This is a genomic window from Bacillus sp. JJ1503, from assembly GCF_036965125.1.
In the GTDB taxonomy this organism is placed as follows: Bacteria; Bacillota; Bacilli; order Bacillales; family Cytobacillaceae; genus Cytobacillus.
Map to the genome: position 1 here is coordinate 10,576 of NZ_JBALOZ010000035.1, position 6,856 is coordinate 17,431.

The 6,856-nt window shown below is 37.1% G+C and carries 8 protein-coding genes; 4 read left to right on the forward strand and 4 right to left on the reverse strand.

The genetic code is table 11. The annotated features are described in order from the left end of the window. Positions 1-506, forward strand: a 506-nt coding sequence (locus V7149_RS03700) for a cell wall hydrolase (RefSeq protein WP_335344306.1), incomplete at its 5' end; no start/stop codon positions are given. A 69-nt stretch (positions 507-575) separates the two neighbouring features. Here V7149_RS03700 and V7149_RS03705 read toward each other — a convergent pair. Continuing rightward, positions 576-1,343: an alpha/beta fold hydrolase gene (locus tag V7149_RS03705; protein ID WP_335344307.1), complete on the reverse strand. Its 768-nt coding sequence runs from the start codon at positions 1,341-1,343 to the stop codon at positions 576-578. 255 nt (positions 1,344-1,598) lie between these two features. Between V7149_RS03705 and V7149_RS03710 the strand changes: the two genes are divergently transcribed. The 3 genes from V7149_RS03710 (at position 1,599) to V7149_RS03720 (ending at position 3,504) form a co-directional block, all read left to right on the forward strand. Further along, positions 1,599-2,303, forward strand: coding sequence for a DUF421 domain-containing protein (locus V7149_RS03710; RefSeq protein ID WP_335344308.1), 705 nt, complete (start codon positions 1,599-1,601; stop codon positions 2,301-2,303). Positions 2,304-2,385: 82 nt separating this feature from the next. Further along, positions 2,386-2,847 (forward strand): hypothetical protein, encoded by a 462-nt coding sequence (locus V7149_RS03715; protein WP_335344309.1) that lies wholly within the window; start codon positions 2,386-2,388, stop codon positions 2,845-2,847. Between the two features lie 99 nt (positions 2,848-2,946). Further along, positions 2,947-3,504, forward strand: coding sequence for a YkoP family protein (locus tag V7149_RS03720; protein WP_335344310.1), 558 nt, complete (start codon positions 2,947-2,949; stop codon positions 3,502-3,504). A 43-nt stretch (positions 3,505-3,547) separates the two neighbouring features. On the opposite strand, the gene V7149_RS03725 is transcribed toward V7149_RS03720, so the two are convergent. The 3 genes from V7149_RS03725 to V7149_RS03735 all read right to left on the reverse strand — a co-directional run. Then, the gene (locus tag V7149_RS03725; protein ID WP_335344311.1) at positions 3,548-4,399 is read right to left on the reverse strand and encodes a metallophosphoesterase; all 852 of its coding nucleotides are present in this window, start codon (positions 4,397-4,399) and stop codon (positions 3,548-3,550) included. Positions 4,400-4,913: 514 nt separating this feature from the next. Further along, positions 4,914-6,185 (reverse strand): C4-dicarboxylate transporter DctP, encoded by a 1,272-nt coding sequence (gene dctP, locus V7149_RS03730; protein ID WP_335344312.1) that lies wholly within the window; start codon positions 6,183-6,185, stop codon positions 4,914-4,916. Positions 6,186-6,302: 117 nt separating this feature from the next. Continuing rightward, positions 6,303-6,856 (reverse strand): response regulator (locus V7149_RS03735; protein WP_335344313.1); only part of this gene is annotated, 554 nt, incomplete at its 5' end.

Here is a 6,856-nt window from a genome sequence, read left to right on the forward strand (position 1 = left end):
ATATCGTACATAAAGGACAATCCTATTGGACGATTGCAAATCAATATGGAATTTCCGTGCCTCACTTGAAAAAAGTAAATAACAGGACTAGTGATTTACTTTATGCTGGCGAGAAAATCCTGATCCCCAATTCAAAAATTACTGCTGCAGAAAAAGAACTAATCGCTCGTCTTGTCCATGCCGAAGCTAAGGGTGAGCCTTACGCAGGAAAAGTGGCAGTGGCAACCGTTGTCTTAAACCGTCTTGATAGTCCACTTTTCCCAAATACAGTTTCAGGTGTCATCTATGAAAAAGTAAGCGGGCACTATGCCTTTACACCTGTTCAAAATGGAGCGATTAACCAACCCGCTGACCTGTCCTCAAAGAAAGCAGTCGATGAGGCATTAGCATTTAGAGGGCAAGGAAGAGGATCGTTGTATTTCTTTAATCCAAAAACATCAACAAGCAAATGGGTTTTTTCAAGACAAGTGACTGTAACGATTGGAAAACATCGATTTGCAAAATAAGGTAAAGGAAAGCACCAATCATGTACAGCTGATTGGTGTTTTTTTTTACGAGTTTCCGTCTAGATTTGGCTAGTGTGAGAGACAAAACTGCTTGATACATTCATTTAGCTCCTTAGCTGCCTTTGTAGGAATACGATGATTTTCTTCAATAAACCGTATTACATTGTTCGTCAATTTTTCATGCAGAAGCTGGGCATATTGATGAAAGGGTTTATCTTTATTGCCATAAACGAGTAAAATTGGATGCGGAATTTCTTCGAGCCGGTTTGTACAATTATATTGCAAGCTATAACGAAAATATTGCTCCATATTTCTGATGTCCCCTTTGCAAGCCTCAGAGAACATGATTTTGAATAAGTCTTTGGTGTTGGCATTGCCAATAGAAATCGTCCAAGCTAATACCTTTTTCGCCCCAGCCTCTGCTAGTTTAATGGCCATAGAAATCCGTTTTCTTAAATATTCATCATTCACATCGGGCATACCACTAACCAATATTCCGCCTAATGCTCGATCAGGAAAAGTCAGCAAATATTCCAGAACAATCGAACCACCAGAAGAATATCCGCATATATAGGCTTTCTCAATTTGCAAATGATCTAATAAAGCTTGAATATCTTTTGCAATAAGCGGGTATGTAAGGGGGGATTTGGAAAAATCACTCAGCCCATGGCCCCGAATATCAAAAGTGATGATTTGGAAATGTTGAGATAGATCCTCCATTTGGTATGTAAAATTAACTGAAGTGATGACTGGGGGATGAATAAAAACAATAGGAGTTCCTTTTCCGTTAATTGAATAATAAAGATTAACATCGTTATCCAGTTTAAGCATTGGCATGATGTGAATCACCTCTAAGGAGTTATTACTGAACATTAAATAAACATTCATATTAGTATGGGCTTAAAATACTGGATTTCATTCTTTTACTAAAATGTCCTTAATAAACTGGATAACGGACATTTTCATCGGTGAAATTGAATAATTAAAGTGATAGCTAGAAGGAGCTGATTACTAAAGAAGTAATCAGCCTTGTGCTTTTCGGGTATGTTATCAATATGTACATACCGAAGATGTCCGGAGGGAGAAGTTCATATGGACTTTTTTTATGGTCAAGAAACACTTACTGCCATGCAATGGATTTTAAGAGCTGTTGTAATCTATTTTTTTATGATTATTATTGCAAAACTAATGGGGCAGCGATCTATTTCACAGCTAAATTTGCTCGATTTTGCTATTGCTGTAGTCTTTGGCAATATCATAGCTCACCCTCTGTCAGATGAACGATTAGGCCTAAAAGGATCAATGATTTCGATGAGTGCACTTGTCATTTTATATGTATCAAGCGTTTTCTTAGTATTAAAATCAAAAAAACTAAGAAAATTTGTTTTGCCTAACCCATTTCCCTTGATTAAAAACGGACAATTCATTTATAAAAACTTAACGAAAGCAAGAGTGTCAGTAGACTATATATTATCTGAAGCCAGAAAAGAAAAAATTGATGATGTAAAAAAAGTAGCACTCGCTTTATGGGAGCCTGATGGAACCATCTCCTTTTTCGTAAGTCCCAACTTTCAAACGGTTACTCGGGGTGATTTGAATATCATAACGGAGCCGTTTGATTTTCCAAAAACGGTTGTGAAGGAAGGGAATATTGAAAAGTCGGCATTGCAGCAAATGGGCAAAGATGAAAGCTGGCTCCTATCTGCCTTGAAAACCAATCATAATGTTGAGCTTAACGATGTATTATTAGTAACCATAGATAAGAGCAGCCAATTAAAAGTCTTTTTATATAAATAATGCACTTTTACTGTTAATCACGAAAACACCCCAGTTCGAATAGTAATGATGTAAGCCCGTTGATGTAATGGAGTGGATAAAGATGACCGGTAAAAACACAAAAGCTGAAAATCAAACAAAAGCGGAAAAGCAAAAAAAAACCGAAAATCAAACAAAAACGGAAAAGCAAACAAATGCAGATATTGAGAGCTTAAAGCTTCAGCTGGAAGAGCAAATAGAGGCAGTCGTTTGGTTTCAAGCTACGGCAGCATTTAGTAAAGCCATTTTGGTATCGAAGCTATTTAGTATATCAGACGACAAACATGATTCAGAGCCGGAGAAAAAGCTCCTGTTTGGTTTATGGGTGCAAGCTATTGGACAATTGTTAGAAGCATTAGGGGTTACAAAAGAATTGTCAGCGCTAGATAGAGAACAGTTTATAAATGCACAGAGAATAGCTGTGGCAGGGGACTTTTTTCAATCATTTGGTGCGCAAATAGAAGTAATAGGCGGAATCGGTATTATTAAGGATGAACAAACAGGAGTTACAGAATTTGTCCCTTGATTTCTTGTCTCTTCTAGCGATATTTTTCCACAAATAATATTTGACTTATCGAAGAAAAATAAGTGGGAAAAGGAAACAGATGAAGGAGAGACAGGAAGTATGAGAGGATATGTTCTTTCGATTTGGAATTGGTTTGATCCGATTTATTATTTCTTTTCACGCCTTACCTTACTTCCGTGTGAAGGGGCAAAAAGCAATATTTTCAGGATTCGAATAACAAAATACAAAGGGAGAAATGTGGTCCTATCTGACGGAACTCGAATCAATAAAAATGACACGCTAGTCAAAATTCATCTCCACAATGCCAAGTTATTAATAGAACTAAAAGACATAAAGAGTGATTTGAAAAAAGCGAAATTTATTTATCAATATGTCCAAAAATCTCTTCCTGAGGTGGAGATTTATATTCGGGAATGCCGTCAAGCATATATGGTTAAAGGGATCGTCGGCATTACGATGCTGAATAAAGGCTGTGAACGGCTCGGTTTTGAGGTTGTAGATATATACAGCCCCGTTTATAAATGGTTTAAATGGTTTGCCTTTTTCCCGATAGAGCTTCTATCCAACAAACATACCTCCTGGGAGTCTCTAAAAAATCGAAAGCCAAATTACTTATTTATGTCCACAAACAAACTATCCGAAATGTATAGAAATTAATGAAGGAATAAGAAAAAGCTGTTATAAAAGAACAGCTTTTTTCTTATATAGCCGCTGCAGCCCTTCTATCGTTTGCAGCTAAGGTTAACTCATGAAACGTTATTTCTGGTCGGCTTCCGACACGGATATTCACGCCAGTTTGACCAAGCCCCTCGCTAATATAATAAGGCTTTCCATCCTGGGTATGAAATCCTTTTGTAATATTCATCCTTGCGAGCTTCCCCATTTTCACAAGATGATAGGCTTTCGGATAGCAAATTTGCCCTCCATGGAAATGACCGGCTAACAAATAATCAAAATGGTATTTCTTCATATGCAGAACAATATTAGGGTCATGGGTTAAAACTAAATTTGTCCCTTGCTTAATTCCATTGTATGAGACATCAAGGTCACTTCGCTTTGTACTAAAGTCATCAATGCCAATAATATTGACTGGACACCCATCAACCATGATTACATCATTTTCATTTTTCAATACTTTGCAGTTATAGGTTTCGAGTGTATCTAATAATGCTTGCAAGTTTTGATTCCGCAGAACATAGTCATGGTTCCCCAATACAGCATAAATGCCATGTTTAGGTTGTAATTGATTAAGAATTTTTAAATAAGGCACTAGCTTAGGAATCGTACGTTTACGGTCGAGGAAATCTCCAGTAAGAGCAATGAGATCAATGGATTCAGCTTTCAACTTTACATAAAGCTCGTCAGGGGAAATTGAAATATTTTCAAGATGCAAATCAGATAGATGAAGAATATTTAGCTTTGGAGCATGTCTATTTGTTGATTCATTATGAACTTTAACTTTATTAATCACGATATCTTTCGTGTTTCTATTAGCCATTTTTAGAAGGTAATAAAGAAAACCCGCCAATACAGCGAAAAGTACAATCATCAAAATTAAATCACTCCTTCCATATCCCCGATTATACAGGAAAAATATCGCCATTATTACATGCAATTGATGGCAGCAGCACCATGGCGGAATTTCCCATATAATAGGGATTAAAGGATAGCTTGATGATCTAATTTAGTTTGGATGTCTGCATAGACCAATACCTATAAACTAACAAAATGCAAAGCAAAAATAACATCTTTTATCATCAGAAATCTAAATGTAGACTTTTAATTGAACTGCAATGTTTTTCTATAACTCGCTTCAATTTCTAGTTTACATCCATTTCTTAATCTTAAAAATCAATTTGTATTAGGACTATATAACATTCTACTTTTCGAAGAGGATTTTCAACATTTTCCCCATATCATTCCGCAAAATCAGTATCTGGCAATTAATTGATGCATGTCCTGTCGCATAGTCGACACTAGTACGTCCTGTATGTCGGGGGTAGGCGCTGGAGCTAGACATTACAAAAAGCCCTTGCATAGATTTCAAGGGCTTTTTCCATAACTATTTAAACGGCTACTTTGTTTTTCGTATTTAATTCAATAATCGCTTGTTGTTGTTTCGTTTCATCGAATTCCTTCTCGCTTTTAGCAATAGCAATTGTTGCAATACCGTTTCCAATTAGGTTTGTGATGGCTCGACCTTCACTCATGAAGCGGTCCACTCCAAGTAATAAGGCCAGACCCTCAACTGGGATGATCTGCATAGCCGTTAGCGTTGAAGCAAGAACGATAAATCCGCCCCCCGTAACAGCTGCCGCCCCTTTAGAAGTTAACATTAAGATTAAAATAATCGTAATTTGCTGTCCGACGCTTAAATCAACTTGGAAAACCTGAGCAAGAAACACTACAGCCATAGAGAGATAAATAGAAGTTCCATCAAGATTAAATGAATATCCTGTTGGAATGACAAGTCCTACGACTGACTTCGAGCAGCCGAACTTCTCCATTTTATCCATCATTCGTGGAAGAACGGATTCAGATGAACTCGTGCCTAGAACGATTAATAGCTCTTCTTTAATGAATTTTAAATACTTAAATAAGCTGAATCCATACATTTTACAAATGATATTTAAGACCCCAAATATAAATAATGCCATTGTTGCATAAACGGACAACATTAACATAGCAAGAGGCTTCATTGAAGCAATGCCATAATTTCCAATCGTAAATGCCATTGCTCCAAAAGCACCGATCGGAGCAGCTCTCATAATATAACCGATAATATTAAAGAAAACATGCGAAATTTTATCAAAGAAATCAATGATCGGCTTGCCTTTTTCCCCAAGAGCTGTTAATGCAACCCCGAAAAGAATGGAGAAAAATAAAACTTGAAGAATATCCCCTTTGGCAAACGCATCAAACATATTGGATGGAACAATATTTGTAATAAAGTCGATCCAATCAATTTTTCCGCCGTCACCAGTTGTATATTGAGAGACATCCCCTTTTTGCATCTTATCAAAATTCAGTCCCGCACCTGGCTTGATAATATTAACGACAAATAGACCAATTACGAGTGCTAGCGTTGTGACAATTTCAAAATAGATAAAAGCCTTCCCGCCAACTTTTCCAACCTTTTTCATATCGCCCATTTTTGCAATTCCGAGAACGATAGTTAGAAAAATAATTGGGGCAATAACCATTTTAACCCCTTTAATAAAGGTATCTCCCAATGGCTTCACTGATTTTCCGACTTCCGGCCAAACTAAGCCGACAATCACACCTAAGATGATGGCAATAACTACTTGAACTGTTAAGTTTTTAAAGACCTTCTTCATTTTTTCTCCTCCTTCTCAAACGTATCAATCTTGTTTTTTTCATGATAACGTTTTCAAAGGGATGTGAGAAGGTTTTGAACATTTTGGACATTTTGGTCTTTTTGGTCTCTAGAGCGTTTATTTAATGATGGAATATCGATTTACAGGCCTGCCGACACCTCCATATTTTAATTCAATTTTAATTTCACCGAGCTTCACTAAATATTCAAGATAGCGGCGAGCCGTCACGCGGGCAATGCCCACCCCATCGGCTACTTCCTCAGAGGATTTAGCTAATTCTTGTTCATGTAAATAGGCAATAATTTGCCTATATGTAACTTCATTCAGTCCTTTTGGCAAATCATTTACATTATTTAACTTCTTCGATGTGGAGGGGGAATGCAGAAACTCGTCAAGCTGCTGCTGAGATAACGACAGCTCATTTTTAACCTTTGAGTGATAAATTTTATATTTTTCTAAAGCCTTCTGGATCCTATCGAATTGAAACGGCTTAATAATATAATCAAAGGCTCCATTTTGGAGAGCCATTTTCACTGTTTCATGGTCATTCGCCGCTGTTACCATAATCACATCGACACTTTCTTGCTGGCTGCGAATTTGCTGAAGGGTCTCGAGTCCATCCTGCTCTGGCATAAACACATCGAGAATAACAAGATCGGGTGAATGCTCCC

Coding starts and splice junctions, on each gene's coding strand:
- V7149_RS03705 (WP_335344307.1), bottom strand. CDS start 1,343: ATGCCAATGCTTAAACTGGATAACGATGTTAATCTTTATTATTCAATT.
- V7149_RS03720 (WP_335344310.1), top strand. CDS start 2,947: ATGAGAGGATATGTTCTTTCGATTTGGAATTGGTTTGATCCGATTTAT.
- V7149_RS03710 (WP_335344308.1), top strand. CDS start 1,599: ATGGACTTTTTTTATGGTCAAGAAACACTTACTGCCATGCAATGGATT.
- dctP (WP_335344312.1), bottom strand. CDS start 6,185: ATGAAGAAGGTCTTTAAAAACTTAACAGTTCAAGTAGTTATTGCCATC.
- V7149_RS03715 (WP_335344309.1), top strand. CDS start 2,386: ATGACCGGTAAAAACACAAAAGCTGAAAATCAAACAAAAGCGGAAAAG.